The 1,110-nt window shown below is 67.7% G+C and carries 2 protein-coding genes; both read right to left on the bottom strand.

What is annotated here, in order from left to right:
- Positions 1-138: 138 nt before the first annotated feature.
- Positions 139-918, bottom strand: a complete 780-nt coding sequence (gene istB, locus E3T24_RS00195; protein WP_277871418.1) for an IS21-like element helper ATPase IstB — start codon at positions 916-918, stop codon at positions 139-141.
- The coding region (locus E3T24_RS17105; protein ID WP_198419661.1) for a hypothetical protein at positions 915-1,110 on the bottom strand (196 nt) is incomplete at its 5' end. The genes E3T24_RS17105 and istB, both read right to left, overlap by 4 nt.

Here is a 1,110-nt window from a genome sequence, read left to right as displayed (position 1 = left end):
GTGTCAATGGCCAATCCGAACTGCCCACTGGCGGCCAGTAGGAATGCCCGCTGGTGGCCATGAAAACTGCCCACTCATGGCCAACAGATCTGCCCACCTGGGGTTTGGTGGCGTTGGCCATGCGTGGTTGTGCTCGTTCTAACTCATCGCGGTGACGCCCTTCCCGGCGAGGGCCTGGGTGAGGCGGATCGAGTCGCCCGAGGTCTGGCAAACGTGCGCGTGGTGCAGTAGCCGGTCGACGGTCGCGGTCGCGAGGGTCTTGGGCATGAGGGCGTCGAAGCCGGCCGGGTGCAGGTTCGAGGAGACCGCGATGGAGCGTTTCTCGTAGGCGGCATCGACGAGCCGGTAAAGTCCTTCGGCCGCGTCGGCTCCGACTTCGAGCAGCCCGATATCGTCGACCACGATCAAATCGGCGCGAAGGATCCGGGCGACGACACGGTTGACGGAGTCGTCGGAACGGTGGGCGCGGACCAGGGCGCCGAGGTCCTCGAGGCGGAACCACGCGACTCGCATCCCGGCTTCCACGACCTGCTGGCCGAGGGCCTCGAGGAAGAAGGTTTTCCCGGTCCCGGAGGGCCCGCAAACGACGACGTTCTCCTTCCGGCCGATCCATTCCAGCGTCCGGAGGGCGTGCTGCGTTGGGACTGGGATCGAGGATGCGGACTCGTCCCAAGTGTCGAAGGTCTTCCCGGTCGGGAAGCCCGCGGCCTTCCGTCGGGTAGCAAGCATGGACCGGGATCGACCGGTGACTTCCTCGACGAACAGGGCCTTGATGACCTCGACCGGTTCCCAACGTTGAGCGCGCGCCGTCGCGATCAGCTCGGGCGCCAGGGCGCGGGCGTAGGGCATTTTCAGCTGCCGCATCAACGCTTCCAGCTCCGCTGGCAGGGCTGGCGGCGCCGTGGCCGTGACGCTCACGCGCTCTCCTCCAGATCGTCGGCGGAGACGTCGAGCATCGGGGCGATGGGTCGGCCGATGGCCGCCCAGCCCGCGGTGCCCTGCGCGAGCGACTGCCCCTCGTCAGCGCGATGGGTCAGGGTTCGGGAGCTGTTCGAGCCGAGGATCGAGGCGAGGTCGCCGGTCGCGAAGCGGCCATAGGTTGCCGCCTCG

The sequence above is a fragment of the Cryobacterium sp. TmT2-59 genome (assembly GCF_004403545.1).
GTDB classification, from domain to species: Bacteria; Actinomycetota; Actinomycetes; order Actinomycetales; family Microbacteriaceae; genus Cryobacterium; species Cryobacterium shii.
This window is presented reverse-complemented; position numbering and strand designations above follow the sequence as displayed.